A 16,406-nucleotide genomic window follows, 5' to 3' on the forward strand; every position below is an offset into this window, starting at 1 on the left:
CGGCGCAAACGAAACCGCCTCCGGCAGGAGTGGCCGGAGGCGGGCTCTTCGTTTGCTTATTCGGCAGCCTGCAAGGCCGGGGCCTCGATATCGTGCCGGGCGAGTGGGCGATTGCCGGCCAGCTTCCGCATCAGCACGTAGAACACCGGCGTCAGGAAGATGCCGAAGGCGGTGACGCCGATCATGCCGGCGAAGACCGCGACGCCCATAGCCTGCCGCATCTCGGCGCCCGCCCCGGTCGAGATCACCAGCGGCACCACGCCCATGACGAAGGCGAGCGAGGTCATCAGGATCGGACGCAGGCGCAGGCGGCTCGCCTCGATCGCGGCCTCGATTGGCGTCTTGCCCTCGAATTCGAGCTCTCGCGCGAATTCGACGATCAGGATGGCGTTCTTGGCGGATAGTCCGACGAGAACCACGAGGCCGATCTGGGTGAAGACGTTGTTGTCTCCGCCCGAGAGCCAGACGCCGGTCAGAGCCGCGAGCAGGCCCATCGGGATGATCAGCAGGATCGCGATCGGCAAGGTCATGCTCTCGTACTGGGCGGCCAGCACCAGGAAGACCAGCAGGATCGCCACCGGGAAGACGATCACCGCCGAATTGCCGGCCAGGATCTCCTGATAGGTCAGCTCGGTCCATTCGAAGGCGAAGCCCTTGGGCAGGGTTTCGTCGGCGATGCGCTGGACCGCGGCCTGCGCCTGTCCTGAGGAGAAGCCCGGCGCCGCGCCGGCATTGATGTCGGCCGAGAGGAAGCCGTTATAGCGCATCGCGCGCTCCGGCCCGGAATCGGCACGCACATTCAGCACGGCGCTGAGCGGGATCATATCGCCGTTGTTCGAGCGCACCTTGAGCTGGCCAACATGCTCCGGCAGGGCGCGGAAGGGCGCATCGGCCTGGACGCGCACTGTGTAAGTGCGGCCGAAACGGTTGAAGTCATTGACATAGGTCGAGCCGAGATAGGTCTGCAGCGTGTCGAACACCTCCGTCACGGGAACGCCGAGCTGGCGGGCCTTGGTGCGGTCGATATCGGCATAGAGCTGCGGAACGTTGACCTGGAAGCTCGAGAACATGCCGGCGATCTCCGGCGCGGTCGCGGCCTTGCCCATGAAGGCCTTGGTCGCCTCGTCCAGCGCGGCATAGCCCAGGCCGGCGCGATCCTCGATCTGCAGCTTGAAGCCGCCGATCGTGCCGAGGCCCTGCACGGGCGGCGGCGGAAACATCGCGATGAAGGCTTCCTTGATCCCTGAGAATTCCTTGTTGAGCTGCATCGCGATGGCGTTGCCGCTCAGGGACGGGTCCTTGCGGTCATGGAAGGGCTTCAGGCCGACGAAGACGATGCCGGAATTCGAGGAGTTGGTGAAGCCGTTGATCGAGAGGCCGGGGAAGGAGATCGCGTTCTCGACGCCCGGATGCTTCAGCGCGATCTCGTCCATGCGGCGGATGACATCCTCCGTCCGGTCGAGGGTCGCGGCATCCGGCAACTGGGCGAAGCCGACGAGATACTGCTTGTCCTGGCCCGGCACGAAGCCGGACGGCACCGCCTTGAACAGCACGCCCGTCGCGCCGAGCATGACGACATAGACCGCGAGCATCACCGCGCGATGCGAGATCACCCGGCGCACGCCGCCGCCATAGGCCTCCGACGAGCGGTTGAAGAAGCGGTTGAAGGCGCGGAAGAACCAGCCGAACAGCTTGTCCATGACCCGCGTCAGCGCGTCCTTCGGGGCATGGTGGCCCTTGAGCAGGAGCGCGGCCAGCGCCGGCGACAGGGTGAGCGAGTTGATCGCCGAGATCACCGTCGAGATCGCGATGGTCAGCGCGAACTGGCGGTAGAATTGCCCGGTCAAGCCCGAGATGAAGGCGAGCGGCACGAAGACCGCGACCAGCACCAGCGCGATCGCGATGATCGGGCCGGAGACCTCGCGCATCGCCTTGTAGGTGGCTTCGCGCGGCGAGAGCCCGTTCTCGATATTGCGCTCGACATTCTCGACCACGACGATCGCGTCGTCGACGACGATGCCGATGGCGAGAACCAGCCCGAACAGGCTGAGCGCATTGATCGAGAAGCCGAGGAGATACATCACCGCGAAGGTGCCGACGACCGAGATCGGCACCGCGACGAGCGGGATGATCGAGGCGCGCCAGGTCTGCAGGAAGACGATGACGACGAGCACGACGAGCGCGACCGCCTCCAGCAGCGTCGAGATCACCGCCTTGATCGAGGCGCGGACGAACTGGGTGGTGTCGTAGACGATCGAATAGTCCACGCCCTCGGGCATGTTCTGCTTGATCTCGCGCATCGTCTCCTGGACGCGGTCGGCGATCGCGATGGCGTTCGAGCCCGGCGCCTGGAAGACCGGCACGGCGACGGCCGACTTGCCGTTGAGCAACGAGCGCAGCGCATAGTCGGCGGCGCCGAGCTCGATGCGGGAGATGTCCTTCAGCCGGACGACCGCGCCGTCGGCGGCGGTCTTGACGATGATCTCGCCGAACTGCTCCTCGTTCTGGAGGCGCCCCTGCGCGTTGACCGAAAGCTGCAGGTCGAGGCCCGGCGCATTCGGCGAGGCGCCGATCACGCCGGCCGCGGCCTGGACGTTCTGGGCGCGGATCTCGCGCACGACATCGCCGGGCGAGAGCCCGTGCTCAGCGACCTTCTGCGGATCGAGCCAGACGCGCATCGAATAGTCGCCCGAGCCGAAGAGCTGGACCTGGCCGACGCCGTCGATGCGAGCGAGCCGGTCCTTGACGTTCAGCACCGCGTAATTGCGCAGATAGGTCATGTCGTAGCGGCCGTTCGGCGAGGTGATGTGCACCACCATCGTCAGGTCCGGCGAGCTCTTGACCGTGGTGACGCCGAGGCGACGCACCTCCTCGGGCAGGCGCGGCTCGGCCTGGCTGACGCGGTTCTGGACGAGTTGCTGGGCCTTGTCCGGGTCGGTGCCGAGGCGGAAGGTGACGTTCAGCGTCATCACGCCGTCCGTCGTCGCCTGGCTCGACATGTAGAGCATGCCTTCGACGCCGTTGATCTGCTCCTCGATCGGCGTCGCCACCGTCTCGGCGATCACGCGCGGGCTGGCGCCGGGATACTGCGCCCGCACGACGACCGTCGGCGGGACGACCTCGGGATATTCCGAGATCGGCAGGGCCCTGATCGAGAGCAACCCTGCCAGGAAGATCAGAACGGAGAGGACCGCCGCGAAGATTGGCCGGTCGATGAAGAATTTCGAGAGGTTCATGGATAGCGCCCCCTTTCGAGCGGCTTATGCTTGCGGCTGCGGGCCCGTCTCGCGGCACCCGCAGCCGATCGTTGATGTCAGCGTTGTGCGAGTTCGGTCGCGGGCTTCCTGAGCTCGGTCTTCTCGGCCATCGAGACGAGCTCGGGGGCGACCGTCGCGCCGGGGCGGACGCGCTGGAGCCCGTTGACGACGATGCGCTCGCCGGGCTTCAGGCCGGCGGTGACGACGCGCAGGCCGTCATGGGCGGCGCCGAGCGAGACTTCGCGCCAACTGGCCTTGGCGTCGTCACCGACCACGAAGACGAACTTCTTGTTCTGGTCGGTGCCGACGGCGCGCTCGTTGATGACGAGCTGCTGCTCGGCCTTGGCCTGGCCGAGCTGGACCCGGACGAACTGGCCGGGCATCAGCTTGCCGTCGGGGTTGTCGAGCCTGGCGCGCACCCTGACCGTGCCGCTGGCGCCGTCGATGCCGTTATCGACGAAGTGCAGCTTGCCGCTGAACTGCGCGGGCTGCGCCGTCGCGGTGGAGAGTCTGACCGGGATCTGCTCCAGCGCGCGCGAACCATCCGGCAGCGAGGCCAATGCATCGAGCACGCTGCGCTCGTCGGCATTGAAGGCGGCATAGATCGGATCGACAGAGAGCAGCGAGGTCAGGACCTGGCCGCCGGCCGCAATCAGGTTGCCGACGGTGACGTCGAGTCGGCCGATGCGGCCGCTGATCGGGGCGCGGATCTGGGTGTAATCGAGATTGAGCTGCGCCGTGCGGCGGGCGGCCTCGGCGACCTGGAGATTGGCCTGAGCCTCCCGCAGATTGTTGATGCGGGTATCGATGTCGCGCTGGGAGAGGTTGCGGGTCGCCAGCAATTGCTGGCCACGCTCGTTCTCGCTCTCGGCCAGCGCGACCCTGGCCTTCGCACCCTGCACCTGCGCCTCGGCCCGCTGCAGATCGGCCAGATAGGGAGCCTGGTCGATGCTGACGAGCAGGTCGCCCTGCTTGACGAGATTGCCCTCGCGGAAATGCACGGCCTCGACGACGCCGGCGACGCGCGAGCGCAGTTCGACGCGCTCGATCGCCTCCAGCCGGCCGGAGAATTCGGCCCAGGGCACGATCTCGCGGGCTTCGACGGTCGCGACGGAGACGGGGATGGCGGGCGGCGCCGCGGGCGCGGTATCGCCCTGTGCGCGGGTGCCGGAGAGGGTGAAGACCGCAACGGCGGTCAGGGCGACGGAGGCGGTGAGGCCGGCCAAAAGGCCACGACGGTTCGTTCCCGGCATCATGGGTTCGGTCCTTCCTTGAAAATGCTGTGAGGGTTCGAAAGAGGAGAGCGCTAGGAGGGCGCGGTCCGTTCATAGAAGGCGGCGATCTCGCCGCAGCTCTTGCAGAGGCAGGAACCTTCCTCGGCCGCATCCGCATAGGCCTGCGGCCAGCGGGTCGGCGCGTTGAACTCGACATGGCGGACGGCGATGCCGGCCTGGCCGAGACGATCGGCGTATTGCGCGGCTTCGTCGCGCATCGGGTCGTCCTGCCCGCTGATCAGCAAGGCCGGCGGCAGGCCGGCGAGGCGCGTCGCTTGGAGCGGGGCGGCATAGGGATGGGCGGCGCGCTCGGGCGTGCCGAGATAATCGGCCCAGCCATCAGCCCAGCGGCAGCCGACCGGGCCCGCCTGCGCGCCGCGCAGCGAAGCGGTTCCCAGGCAGGCGTCGAGCATCGGCGAGAACAGGATCTGGCCGGCGAGCGCCGGGCCGCCGCGATCGCGCGCCATCATGGCCAGCGCCGCGGCAAGATTGCCGCCGGCTTCCTCGCCGGCGATGTAGAGCGGTGCGCCGCTCGTCGCCCAGCGATTGCGCCCCCTGGCGAGAGCCTCGAGCGCTGCATAGATGCGCTCCAGCGTTTCGGGGAAGCGCTGTACGGGCGCGAGCGGATAGGAGAGCGAGAACACGACAGCGCCGGCTTCCGTCAGCGCCGTGGCGACGGCCTGCCCCTCGGCCGGCGAGCCGCTGTTGAAGTGGCCGCCATGCAGATGGAGCACGAGCCCGGCATTCTCCGGGACCTCGGCAGGCACGTAGAGCCGGCCGGTGAAGCTCTCTCCACGGGCGCTCAGGGTTTCCTCCCGCCAGAAGACGGAAAGGACCGGTTGCAGTTTCTGCGCGGCGATCGCGGGCATGGCGCACCCTCGCTGTTGCGTTGCAGCACGAAATAGTGAATCGGCATTTCCGAATAAATACGCTATTTGCTTATTCATTGTTCACGTACGGAAATAATCCGAGGGCGTATGGACCAGCTTGCCGCGATGCGGGCCTTCGTGCGGGTCGTCGAGACCGGGACCTTCACGCGTGCCGCCGATCTTCTGGACATGCCGAAGCCGACCGTCACCAAGCTGATCCAGCAGTTGGAGGGGCATCTGCGCGCCAAGCTGCTCAACCGGACGACGCGGCGCGTGACCGTGACCATGGATGGCGCGGCCTATTACGAACGGGCGCTGCGGCTGCTCGACGAACTCTCGGAGCTCGACGCGAGTCTGACGCTGGCGCAGGCGCGGCCGAGCGGGCGATTGCGAGTCGATTGCAGCTCGTCGCTGGCAGTCTCGGTCATCATCCCCGCGCTGCATGAGTTTCATGCGCGCTATCCCGACATCCAGCTCGATCTCGGCCTGAGCGACCGGCCGGCCGACCTGATCGGCGAGAACCTGGACTGCGCCGTGCGGGCCGGCGAGATCGTCGACCAGAGCCTGATCGCGCGGCGGATCGGCGAGATGCAACTGATCACCTGCGCCACGCCGGACTATCTGGCGCGCTTCGGCACGCCGGTCCATCCGCGCGATATCGAGGATGGCCACCAGATCGTCGCCTATCGGCCGGCGCTCGGCGGCCGGGTGCTGCCGCTGATCTATCAGAACCAGAACGAGACGATCGAGCTCAGCGGGCGCTACACGATCGCGCTCAATGACGGCATGGGCTATCTCGCCGCCGGGCTCGCCAGCCACGGCATCATGCAGTTGCCGACCTTCATGGCCCGCGTGCCAATCGCCGATGGGCGGCTCGTGCCGCTGCTGCTGGACTGGTGCGCAGCGCCGAAGCCGCTGCACATCGTCTATCCGCCGAACCGCCATCTCAGCAACAAGGTGCGCGTCTTCGTCGATTGGCTGGCGGAGCTGTTCGCGCGCGAGGAACTGGTCCTGTCGCGCAACGCCGACTCCCTGCCCGGCTGCCTGCCGGAGATTCTTCCAGCAATACCTACGCCGATGCCGCCGAAGGCCCGTCAGCTCTCTTCGAACAGCAGCGCGTAGCTATCCTCGCCGCCAGCGACCTTGCGGATGCAGTCGCGGAGCGGACCGGCGCCAATCTGACGGCCGATCTCACGGCCAGTCTGCGCGGCCGTCGACACGCCTACGCCATCGCGATCCCAACAATCCTTTGCAGATCCTCGGTCTCCCCGCTGGCGTTCCTCCTTGCAGGACACAGTTTCGCACCCGGTGAGACTACCGAGACGCCGGATGGAACGGCAGAAATGCGCCGTGAGCCCGGCGCTACAGGGCTTCGCACGCACTCACACCACCGATGATCTCAGTAGAAGGATTGGAAATGACCTTCCGCAACGGCCTGAACTCGCTCCTTCGTCCCGAAGACTCGGTTCTCGTTCTGATCGACCATCAACCCTATCAGCTTGCCAACCTGAACAGCCACGACCCTCATATGGTCGTGAACAATACAACGGCTCTTGCGAAGCTCGCGAAAGCCTTCGATGTTCCGACCATTCTCACCAGCGTGATCGCGGCGCGCGGTGGCCTTCTCTTCAAACAGATCACCGACGTATTTCCGGGTCAGGACGTCATCGATCGCACCTGGGTGAACACCTGGGAGGACGAGAATGTCGTGAGCGTCGTCAAGGCGACCGGCCGCAAGCAGCTGATCATCGCCGGCCTGTGGACCGAAGTCTGCGTCGCAATGCCTGTCATCCAGGCCGCCGGCGAAGGCTGGGACGTGACCGTGATCACCGACGCGTCGGGCGGCATTTCGAAAGAATCTCACGAAGTGGCCATTCAGCGAATGATCGCGGCCGGCGCGAACCCGATGACGGTGATGGCGCTCGCCGGCGAATGGCAGCGCGACTGGGCACGCACGGAGCATGTCGAAGAGCTGACACAGATTCTGATCGATCACTTCGGCGGCAGCGGCATCGCCTATCTGTGGGAGCAGCAGCTGCTCAACACGCCGGCGCCGAAGGCCGCCGGCTGATCGAAGCGGGATGACGAGATCCCGCGCGATGCATTCCGCTTCAGTTGAATGCTTGTCGGGATCCGTCATCCCATCTCAACGCTCGGCCGGACGTGGGCACGCCGAGCATCGATCGCGTCGCTCCAGCGGGAGCGGCTGGCGACTGCCGGTGGCGTCGATCCGGGGCTTCGTCGTCGCGATGATCGTCGGTGCGACACAGGTCGAGGCACAGGTCGGGACCGATATCGGCCGCGCCCCGACCTTGACGATCGAGCGTTACCCCGAAAGCTGGTCTTATCTGGCAGACCCCGACCGGCGGACGGGGCGGTGGACGGAGCCGTTCAAATACATCCCTCTGAGCACGGATGGATCGGCCTATCTCACGACAGGCCTCGAAATCCGATCGCGCTACGAAGGCTATGCCAATCCCCGTTGGGGTGAAGCGCCGCACGACGGCTATGTCTGGCATCGCTTCATGCCCTATGCCGATTTCCATGTCGGGAAGCTGCGCCTGTTCGCCCAGCCCATCATCTCCGGGATCTCGGGCGTGCGCCGCACCAAGCGACCCGTCGATACGACCGGTGCGGATATGCTGCAGGCTTTCGTCGAGGTGGAGACGGATGTCGCGGAGGCGACCTCGCTGCGGATGTCGGCAGGTCGCAAGCTGATCTCGCTGGGCGCGGGACGTTTCGTCGACACGCGCTACGGTCCCAATATCCCTCAGGCCTTCGACGGCTTCGATGTGGCTCTGATGGCCCCGACCCGGCAGGTCACGGCTCTCGCCGTTCGTCCGGTCGACAACCGGCTCGACAGTTTCGACGATCGGACGTCGACCCAGAAATCCCTCTGGGGCGTCTATGCGACGCAATGGCTGGGAGATGGTCGAGCGAAAGGCTTCGACGTCTACTACCTGGGGCTGCGAGACCGGAACGCGGTCTACGATCAGGGAACCGGGAAAGAGCTGGTCCACACTTTCGGCACCCGCATATTCGGAGACACCGGCTCCTCATACTGGAACATCGAGGCCGCCGTTCAGAACGGAACGTTCGCAGGCCACCGCAGGGCGGCGTGGGGCATCGGCGGCGAGATCGGCTATCGCTTTGCCCAGGCTCCGCTGCAGCCCGACCTCAGGCTCGCCGCCGACGTGATTTCGGGCGACGACGATCCGGACGATCCGAAACTGGGAACGCTCAATCCCCTCTTTCCAAGGGGCAAGTACTTCGTGTCCCAATCGCCGATCGGGCCGCGCAACCTGATCCAGCTTCGGCCCTCCATCACGATCCATCCGCGCAAGGACGTCGAGCTGTCGCTGTCGGGGTCGGCCTATTGGCGACAGAGCACCGGGGACGGCATCTACGCGATCTCGGGGGCGCTCGTACGAAGCGGCAGGGGCAGCGATGCGCGCTTCATCGGAACGCAGGCCGAGATCGCCGTCGCCTGGCAGGCCACGCCGGAGCTCAACCTGGCAGCCTCGGTCGGCGTCTTCGATCCGGGAACGTTCATTCGGGAGACCGGCCCGGCTCAGCTCATCAAGCTCGTCGGCGTCATGGCGAACTATCGATTCTGACCATGCCGTCCTTCGCTTCTCTCGAACCCATCTCCCCAAGCCGCGCCGGTGAATGAGCCCGAGGATCGACGCCCGGCTGGTCCAAAGGGTCGCGAGTCCGATGCCCGCCGAGCCTTAGCGCCCCGGCTCAGCGAGGCGAGAGTTCCGCCCGGAGATTTCGATCGGCGGTTCGGTTGACATTGCCGCCTCTTCTGCCGGGCGATGTTTCACCGATCGCGACCCCAGATTTCCGGATTCTGCGCGAAGTACTCGAGCAGCATCTCGGTCAGCACCCTGACTTTTCGCGATGGGTGCTGACCCGGCGGGCGGACCACATAGGCGGCCCCCGGAGGGACCGGATAGCGTGTCATGATCGGGACCAGCGCACCGGAGGCCACATGTCCATATGTGATGCAATCGGGGAGCCAGGCGATGCCGAGACCCGCCGCCGCGGCTGCCGCGAGCGCTGTGGCGCTGTCGGCCTTGAACCGGCCCTGCGGCTGAACCGTGACGATCTTGTCGCCATCCATGAACTGCCAGGTTTCCGTTCCCTGCATCAGGGCCGGATGGGTCACGAGTTCGTCCAGAGATTCGGGCGACCCGTGCACCGCGATATAATTCGGGCTCGCGACGAGCTTCCCATGGATCGGTCCGACGCGCTTCGCGATCAGATTGGAGTCCTGAAGGTAGCCGCCCCGGATCGCGCAATCGAAACCTTCGGCGATCAGATCGACGAAGCGATCGCTGTAGGATGTATGGAGGTGGAGCTGCGGGTGCTGGCGTGCCATTTCCGCGAGCACGGGAGCGAAATGGGTCGGGCCGAAAGTCAGCGGCATGGCAACCCGGAGGCGGCCCCGCAGTTCACCGGTGGGGTGGATCGCTTCCCTGGCCGTATCGATCTCGGCGCTGGCTCTGGCCGCGTGATCCCTGAAGGTCGCTCCCGCTTCCGTAAGCGCGGCGCCCCGCGTCGTCCTCGCAAGAAGCTGAACGCCGATTTCTGCCTCGATGCGGAGGAGCCGGCGGCTGACGATCGATTTTGCGATGCCGAGCCGTCGCGCGGCCGCCGATACCCCGCCGGCATCGGCCACTGCGACGAATGTCTGCAGATCTTCGATATCCAATTCAACGTTCCCCATTTCGCGACACAGCGTGCCTGATTATGGCACTATCTCGTCACCGAAAGGAACGGCAGATTACCTCGGACAGCGGCGGGCTCGATCTGCCCGCCATGACAGACCGTTCATGTGCGGCGACGGCGCAAGAGACCGCCGCGCCGCCTTTTTGATGAACTCGCGGAGAACCCTCGATGCCTCCCAACTCCGCTCCGCGCGTGCCGCTCAGCCGCCGCGAAGCCGTGATCTCGGCTTCGGCGCTCGCCGCGAGCTTCACCTTTTCGCCAGGCACTGCGCATGCCGCGGGGCCGATCACCCACGATGTTCACGCAGGAAAACACCCCATGGGCTTTGTCACGACCGACGACGGCGTTCAGATCTTCTACAAGGACTGGGGTCCCAAGGACGCCCAGCCGATCGTTTTCCATCACGGCTGGCCGCTCAGCTCCGATGACTGGGACGCGCAGATGCTGTTCTTCCTGTCGAAGGGATATCGCGTCGTGGCGCATGACCGGCGCGGCCACGGACGCTCGGAGCAGGTCCCCGACGGTCACGACATCGATCACTACGCGGCAGACGCGTTCGCGGTCGCCAAGGCACTGAACTTGAAGAACGCGGTTCACATCGGCCATTCCACCGGTGGTGGCGAAGTCGCGCGGTACGTGGCGCGGCATGGTGGACCGGCAGGTCGGGTGGCCAAGGCCGTTCTCGTCGCCGCCATTCCACCGCTCATGCTGAAAACCGGCGACAACCCCGAAGGCACGCCGATGGCGGTTTTCGATGGCTTTCGGGCGGCGCTGGCCAGCAACCGCGCGCAATTCTTCCGCGACGTCCCGTCAGGCCCGTTCTACGGCTTCAACCGCAAGGGCGCGACAATCCATGAAGGCGTGATCCAGAACTGGTGGCGGCAAGGCATGATGGGAAGCGCCAAGGCGCATTATGACGGCATCAAGGCCTTCTCGGAAACCGACCAGACCGAGGACCTCAAGGCGATCACCGTGCCGACGCTGTTGCTGCACGGCGAAGACGACCAGGTCGTTCCGATCGCAGCCTCGGCTTTGAAGGCGGTCAAGCTGCTGCCGAACGGCTCGTTGAAGACCTATCCCGGTTTCTCGCACGGGATGCTGACGGTGAACGCCGACGTGCTGAACGCCGACCTTCTGAAGTTCGTCGCGGGCTGACCTAGCTGCGGGGCGCGGCTCTACAGGAGGATGATCAAATGAGCAGGCTTGACGGCAAGACGGCGGTCGTAACGGGCGGCGCGACCGGGATCGGCTTCGCATCGGCCAAGCGGTTCATCGAGGAAGGCGCCTTCGTGTTCCTTTTCGGCCGCACCCAGTCGGCACTTGATAAAGCAGTGGCGAAACTCGGACCGAATGCGCGGGCCGTCGCCGGCTCGATCAACGAGACCGCGGATCTCGACCGACTATTCGCAGCCGTCAGAAAGGAGCGCGGCAAGGTCGATATCCTGCTCGCAAACGCCGCCATCTCGGAACCGACGCCGCTTGGGCAGATCGCCAGCGACCAGTTCGATCGAGTCTTCGGCGCGAACGTGAAAGGCTTGCTGCTCACCGTCCAGGGCGCCTTGCCGCTTATGGGCGAAGGCGGATCCATCATTCTGACCGGGTCGAGCGCGTCGGTGAAGGCGTTTCCGAATTTCAGCCTGTATGCCGCAACAAAGGCCGCGGTCCGCAGCTTCGCGCGCAGTTGGACACCGGAACTCGCCGACAGGGGAATCCGCGTGAACGTGCTCTCGCCCGGCGGCACACGGACTGAAAAGGCGCTGGAGCTCATGGGCGACGAAGGCGTCGCGGCACTTGCGAAGGCGACGCCTGTGGGGCGCATCGCTGATCCGGATGAGATCGGCGCGGTCGCGGCATTCCTCGCTTCGAGCGACAGCAGCTTCATCGCCGGGAGCGAGGTTTTCGCCGACGGTGGCATCGCCCAGGTGTAGGCCTCGCTGGCTGTTCGGGACTTCGAGACTTGTGCGGCGGCCTTGCCGATAGGTCTAACCGTTCCTCAGGCGAACGCTCGCGCAGCGGAAGAACCATGAAAGCAGCCATCTATGAACATCCTGGCCCGCCGGATGTCCTTCGTTATGTGGATGTCCCCGATCCGGTCTGCCCAAGCGATGGTGTCCTGATCCGCGTCGAGGCGGCCGCCATCGAGGGCGGCGACCTGATCAATCGCGCGTCCACGCCGCCGCCCCATCCTGCCTTCGTCCTCGGCTATGCGGCCGCCGGCGAAATCGTCGCGGTCGGAGAGAAGGTAAGGGATCGCCATATGGGCCAGAAGGTGACGAGCTTCGATCTCGCCGGGTCGCACGCGGAGCTGCGCGCCGTCGCCGCCAGCCGGACCTGGCCTGTGCCGGAGGGTCTCGACATAGCCGCCGCCGCTGCGCTGCCGATCGCGTTCGGAACCGCCCATCATTGTCTCTTCGCTCGGGGCGGCTTGAAACGCGGCGAGACTGTCCTCATCCAGGCAGGCGCCGGAGGCGTCGGGCTCGCCGCCATCCAGCTCGCGCACCAGGCGGGCGCGACTGTGCTGGCAACGGTCTCCGGGGACAGGCGGGCCGGCCGCCTCGTCGCGCTTGGCCTCGATCATGCGATCGATCATCGCTCGGCCGACGTCGTCGATACCGTCATGCGTCTGACGGAAGGGCGCGGCGTGGACCTCGTGGTGGACCCGGTCGGAACTACCTTGCAAGCTTCCCTGGCGGCGCTCCGCCCCGAGGGACGTTTGGTCTTCGTCGGCAACGCTGGCGGTTCGCAGCTCAGTCTCGATCTATGGCCAGCGCTGCAGGCGAATCGGTCGCTTTTCGGCGTGTTCATGGGAACACAGTTCGAAAAGCCGGATGTCTACAGCACCGTTTCCCGGATGCTGGAGCAGGCGGCGCTCGGTCATCTCAAGGTGATCGTGGACAGGACGTTTCCGCTCGCGGCCGCGGCCGAGGCTCACGCCTATGCCGAAGGCAACTCCATCCTCGGGCGCGTCGTCCTCGTCCCGAACTGACAATGAGTCTCATAGGTCGGATGATGATCGTGCCGACCAAACCAGCGAACTGGCCTGCCCCGATTGAGTGGTCCGGCTTCGATCTCATGCATGCTCGGCTTTGCTGCCATGTTTGACGACGGCACGATAGCTGTCGGCCGGTGGCTTGTAGCCGAGCGAGGAGTGCGGGCGCCTGATGTTGTAGTGCTGGCGCCAACTCTCGATGACGGTCTTCGCTTCGGCGAGGCTGTAGAAGATCTCGCCGTCCAGAAGCTCGTCTCGGAGCTTCGCGTTGAAGCTCTCACAATAGCCGTTCTCCCACGGCGAGCCCGGCTCGATGAAGGCCAACTTCGCTCCGACGACCACGATCCAGTCCGCACCGCTTTGGTGACGAACTCCGGGCCGTTGTCTGAATGCACATGTCCTGGCACGTCGCGCAGGATGAAGTGGTCCGAGAGGACGTTGATGACATCGGTCGACCTGAGCCTGCGATCGATCCGCCATCGACCCGCGCGCCGGAATCGGCGCACCGCACTGCAGCAACCTCGCAGAACGTCTGAACTGCCGAGCTCCCTCCCCTTTTCAGAAGGTTCTGCTGCCTGGCCGGTGCATTTCGGCGCATCCCGATACCGGCGCTTTTGCAAACTCGGAGGCGAGATCGGGCAGTCTCGGCTGGAATGCGGCGCTTCCCTTCACGGGCATTCGGGACGCGCCGGTCGTCAACATCCTTCGTGACTGTCTGCCCGCGATCATTCCGGCTCCTTTCTCGGAACGAGAAGGAGCCGGAATGATCGCATTGGCTCGAAGACGATGGATGATAGGACAAGCCATGCCAATTGAAGTCCAGCGCGTCCAAGACAGTGCCGGGTTCCCAACCAAGGTGGACGTCGTCGTCGTCGGCGCCGGCATCGTCGGATCGTCCACGGCTTACGAGTTGGCGCGCAAAGGCCGGTCCGTCGCCCTTTTCGAGAAAGGCATGGTGGCGGGGGAGCAGTCGGGCCGCAATTGGGGCTGGGTCCGCCAACAAAATCGCGATCTCCATGAACTGCCCCTGGCCGGTTACAGCCTGAAGCGCTGGGGTGAGCTCAACGCCGAGATCGGCACCGATCTCGGCTTCCGTCGCGCCGGCTGCTTCTATCCCACGCGGGACCCGGCCGAACTGGCGCGTTGGGAGACGTGGAGCCAGAAGGCCCGGGAATACGGCTTCACCAACGAGACGCTGTCCGCGAGCCAGACGCGCGAACGCATGAAGGGCAGCACCAGCCCATGGGTCGGGGCGATCTGGTCTCCGACTGACGGCAAGGCCGAGCCCAGCCTGGCGGCTCCCGCCATCGCCACAGGCGCCAAGGCGCTGGGCGCCCATCTGCACCAGAACTGCGCCGTGCGCGGTCTCGACATCGCAAACGGGCAGGTCAAGGGCGTATGGACGGAGCGCGGACTCGTGCAGGCCGACGCCGTCGTCCTGGCCGGCGGAGCCTGGAGCTCGCGCTTCCTGCGTCGTCACGGCGTCGACCTTCCCGTGGCCAATATCGAGGGAACGGCCCTGCGCACGACCCCAGCGCCCGAGATCGTCGAAGCCGGCTGCGTATCGGGAGCGGGATACGCCCTCAGGCGACGTCTCGACGGCGGCTATACCGTCGCCGTGCCCGGCCATGGGATCGTGAATCTCGCGCCGCAAGGCATCCGCTACGCCACGAAATTCCGCGAGATGATGCGGGCCAAGATCGCCAAAAAGCTCAAATACCGAGTCAGCAGCCGTTTCTGGAACGGCCCGGACGCCTGGGGCGGCTGGGACTTCGACAAGATGTCGCCGTTCGAGCGGATCCGGGTCATGGACCCCACCCCCGATCAGAGCCTTGTCGACGAAGCCATCCGCAATCTCGTCGCCGACTTCCCGGCCCTGAAAGGCATCGGCGTCGCTGCGGCCTGGGCGGGCCTGATCGATACATCGCCCGATCTCGTGCCGGTGATCGATACGACGGACGTGATCCGGGGGCTCACGATCGCCACCGGGTTCAGCGGTCACGGTTTTGCCCTCGGCCCGGGAGCGGGCCGTCTGGCAAGCGAGCTTGCGATGAACGAAAAGCCGTTCGTCGACCTCCATGCGTTCCGGATCACGCGCTTCTCCGACGGCTCCGCGATCAGGCGCCCCGAAATGATGTAGGTTGATCCGGAGCAGAACGAGGCAAGCGACGGGCGCGGCGTTGAGTCGGCCATCGGGGGAGGTTATCCCGGCCAGCAGACGCAGCGCCGTCTCATCGACGGTTCCAACCAACGGCTTATCCAAGAAAGCCGAAAGAAGAATGTTACGCGGTCTGGCCTAGGGAGGGGCTGCGAGATGCAACAATCGGTAAGATTGAAATCCTTCGAGCTCTTCGCTCAGGACATCGACGGGATAGACGTGAACCTGCTGCACGCCTTGTCGACCAGTGTCGGCTGGCCGCACCGGCCCAAGGACTGGGAGATGCTGCGCCGCGCCGGCAAGGGCATCGTCGCGGTGGACGGCATCGGTCGCGTCTTCGGCAGCGCGATGTGGTTTCCGCATGGTGACGACTTCGCCACGATCGGCCTCGTGATCACATCGCCGCGCACGCAGGCGCAGGGGAACGGGCGCTGGCTCATGGAGCGGGTTTTCGCCGAATGCGGCGGCCGGCACCTCAGCCTCAACGCCACGCGCGCCGCCTATGCCCTCTATCGTTCGCTCGCCTTCGTCGACGAAGGAATCGTCCACCTCCACCAGGGCAAAGTCTCCGCCGCGCTCCCTTCGCTGCCTCGCTTGAACGGGCATTTCGAGGAGCTCGCACCGGGACGATTGGCGGAGATCGCAGCTCTCGACCTCGCGGCGTTCGGAGTGGACCGACTGCCTCTGCTCGAACTCCTCGCCGAACAGGCATCGATCCGCGTGCTGCGGCGCGACGGGGTCGCCGTCGGCTACTCCATGTGCCGCGCGTTCGGCCAGGGACATGTCATCGGCCCGCTTGTCGCGTCGAACGATGATGACGCGATCCATCTTGCAGCGGTTCATCTCGAGGCGTTCGGAGGCCGATTCATGCGCGTGGACACGCGCTCCACAGGCGCGTTCGCCGCGTTTCTCCGGCGCAACGGACTTTCCGTCACCGATACCGTCACGACCATGTCGAAGGGGCGCCGCTTCCTGAACGAGAAGCCGGGCGAGCCGATGGTCTTCGGCTTGGCCGGCCACGCCCTGGGGTAAGCTCGAGCCGTTGCGCCGCCCGCCGGCCTGGCTCGGCGGACACGACACGCTCCCGCGTCGCGCCGGAAAGGCTTCGGCCGGATCGGCCAGCAG

At 65.7% G+C, this 16,406-nt stretch carries 12 protein-coding genes and 1 pseudogene; 8 read left to right on the forward strand and 5 right to left on the reverse strand.

Annotated features, from left to right (window positions below; genetic code table 11):
- Positions 1-56: 56 nt before the first annotated feature.
- From IED13_RS00195 to IED13_RS00205, 3 genes are all read right to left on the reverse strand, one after another.
- The gene (locus tag IED13_RS00195; protein WP_191122969.1) at positions 57-3,236 is read right to left on the reverse strand and encodes an efflux RND transporter permease subunit; all 3,180 of its coding nucleotides are present in this window, start codon (positions 3,234-3,236) and stop codon (positions 57-59) included.
- Positions 3,237-3,313: 77 nt separating this feature from the next.
- Positions 3,314-4,513 (reverse strand): efflux RND transporter periplasmic adaptor subunit, encoded by a 1,200-nt coding sequence (locus IED13_RS00200; RefSeq protein ID WP_191122970.1) that lies wholly within the window; start codon positions 4,511-4,513, stop codon positions 3,314-3,316.
- 50 nt (positions 4,514-4,563) lie between these two features.
- Entirely contained in the window at positions 4,564-5,400 is an 837-nt protein-coding gene (locus tag IED13_RS00205) for an alpha/beta hydrolase fold domain-containing protein (protein WP_191122971.1), read from the reverse strand.
- 108 nt (positions 5,401-5,508) lie between these two features.
- Here IED13_RS00205 and IED13_RS00210 point away from each other — a divergent pair, with 108 nt between their 5' ends.
- The 3 genes from IED13_RS00210 to IED13_RS00220 all read left to right on the forward strand — a co-directional run bounded on the left by IED13_RS00210 (position 5,509) and on the right by IED13_RS00220 (position 9,017).
- Complete coding sequence (locus IED13_RS00210) at positions 5,509-6,522, forward strand: LysR family transcriptional regulator (protein WP_081925315.1); 1,014 nt, start codon at positions 5,509-5,511, stop codon at positions 6,520-6,522.
- A gap of 295 nt (positions 6,523-6,817) precedes the next feature.
- Positions 6,818-7,471, forward strand: a complete 654-nt coding sequence (locus IED13_RS00215; RefSeq protein WP_038362037.1) for a hydrolase — start codon at positions 6,818-6,820, stop codon at positions 7,469-7,471.
- A 148-nt stretch (positions 7,472-7,619) separates the two neighbouring features.
- Positions 7,620-9,017, forward strand: a complete 1,398-nt coding sequence (locus tag IED13_RS00220) for an alginate export family protein (RefSeq protein ID WP_210323443.1) — start codon at positions 7,620-7,622, stop codon at positions 9,015-9,017.
- A gap of 206 nt (positions 9,018-9,223) precedes the next feature.
- On the opposite strand, the gene IED13_RS00225 is transcribed toward IED13_RS00220, so the two are convergent.
- Positions 9,224-10,117, reverse strand: coding sequence for a LysR family transcriptional regulator (locus IED13_RS00225; RefSeq protein WP_133561574.1), 894 nt, complete (start codon positions 10,115-10,117; stop codon positions 9,224-9,226).
- 335 nt (positions 10,118-10,452) lie between these two features.
- Here IED13_RS00225 and IED13_RS00230 point away from each other — a divergent pair, with 335 nt between their 5' ends.
- The 3 genes from IED13_RS00230 (at position 10,453) to IED13_RS00240 (ending at position 13,120) form a co-directional block, all read left to right on the forward strand.
- Positions 10,453-11,289, forward strand: a complete 837-nt coding sequence (locus IED13_RS00230) for an alpha/beta fold hydrolase (protein WP_191123293.1) — start codon at positions 10,453-10,455, stop codon at positions 11,287-11,289.
- A gap of 38 nt (positions 11,290-11,327) precedes the next feature.
- Entirely contained in the window at positions 11,328-12,062 is a 735-nt protein-coding gene (locus tag IED13_RS00235; protein WP_191122972.1) for an SDR family NAD(P)-dependent oxidoreductase, read from the forward strand.
- A 95-nt stretch (positions 12,063-12,157) separates the two neighbouring features.
- Positions 12,158-13,120 carry a quinone oxidoreductase family protein gene (locus IED13_RS00240; RefSeq protein ID WP_191122973.1) on the forward strand — a complete coding sequence of 321 codons (963 nt, stop codon included), beginning with the start codon at positions 12,158-12,160 and terminating at the stop codon, positions 13,118-13,120.
- A gap of 84 nt (positions 13,121-13,204) precedes the next feature.
- On the opposite strand, the pseudogene IED13_RS00245 reads toward IED13_RS00240, so the two are convergent.
- Positions 13,205-13,599: pseudogene (locus IED13_RS00245) on the reverse strand (integrase core domain-containing protein); the annotation flags it as partial.
- 329 nt (positions 13,600-13,928) lie between these two features.
- On the opposite strand from IED13_RS00245, the gene IED13_RS00250 reads away from it, so the two are divergent.
- Positions 13,929-15,263 (forward strand): NAD(P)/FAD-dependent oxidoreductase, encoded by a 1,335-nt coding sequence (locus IED13_RS00250; protein ID WP_191123294.1) that lies wholly within the window; start codon positions 13,929-13,931, stop codon positions 15,261-15,263.
- Between the two features lie 174 nt (positions 15,264-15,437).
- Positions 15,438-16,313 (forward strand): GNAT family N-acetyltransferase, encoded by an 876-nt coding sequence (locus IED13_RS00255; protein ID WP_191122974.1) that lies wholly within the window; start codon positions 15,438-15,440, stop codon positions 16,311-16,313.
- The last annotated feature ends 93 nt before the right edge of the window (positions 16,314-16,406 follow it).

The organism is Allobosea spartocytisi, assembly GCF_014764685.1.
GTDB lineage: Bacteria > Pseudomonadota > Alphaproteobacteria > Rhizobiales > Beijerinckiaceae > Allobosea > Allobosea spartocytisi.